The organism is Enhygromyxa salina, from assembly GCF_002994635.1.
GTDB lineage: Bacteria > Myxococcota_A > Polyangia > Nannocystales > Nannocystaceae > Plesiocystis > Plesiocystis salina_B.
On sequence record NZ_PVNL01000179.1, the window covers coordinates 1 to 713 of the forward strand.

At 66.6% G+C, this 713-nt stretch carries 1 protein-coding gene; it reads left to right on the top strand.

All coding sequences use genetic code 11. From position 1 onward, the window contains the following. Positions 1–31 precede the first annotated feature (31 nt). The coding region (locus ENSA7_RS41535) for a SpvB/TcaC N-terminal domain-containing protein (protein WP_280524078.1) at positions 32–713 on the top strand (682 nt) is incomplete at its 3' end.

The following is a 713-nucleotide window of genomic DNA, read 5'->3' on the forward strand; positions in this document are numbered from 1 at the left end:
CACGTTCGTGCTCGCGGGCGTCGAGGACTTGGTGCACGCGCTCGACGAGCAGGGCGAGGTCTGGACGCAGGTTCGCGACGGGCACCGGGTTCATCGTTTCATGCCGCGGGTCGAGGGCGGGTTTGCCCGGATCGAGCGGTGGACGTCGCAAGCGACTGGGGAGGTGCATTGGCGAACGATCACGCCCGACAACGTGACGAGTCTGTATGGCGTGACGCCGTTCGGCCGTGTCTCGGATCCTGGCGACCCCAAGCGCGTGTTCTCGTGGTTGCTCGAGGAGAGCCACGACGACCGCGGAAATATCGTGGTCTACGAATACAAGCCCGAGGATCTGGCAGGCGTGGACCAAAGCGCGCTCGAGGAGCGGCCGCGGTTGGCGAAGACCAGCGTGCAGGCGCAGCGCTACCTCAAGCGGATCAAGTACAGCAACGCGACGCCGTTCGTGAAGGGCGGTTGGTTGTTCAAGGTCGTCTTGGACTATGGCGAGCACGGGGTGATGCACGGCGAGCAGCTCGAGGTCTCGCCGTCCGAAGTCCGCGAGTGGCCTGCGCGGCAAGACACGTTCTCGACCAACCGCGCGGGCTTCGAGCTGCGCACGCGTCGGCTGTGCCGGCGGGTGTTGATGTTTCACCACTTCTCCGCGGCGCTCGGGCCGGCGCCGTACCTGGTCGCGTCGACGGACTTCATCCACGACGAGGGGCCGGCGCTCACGC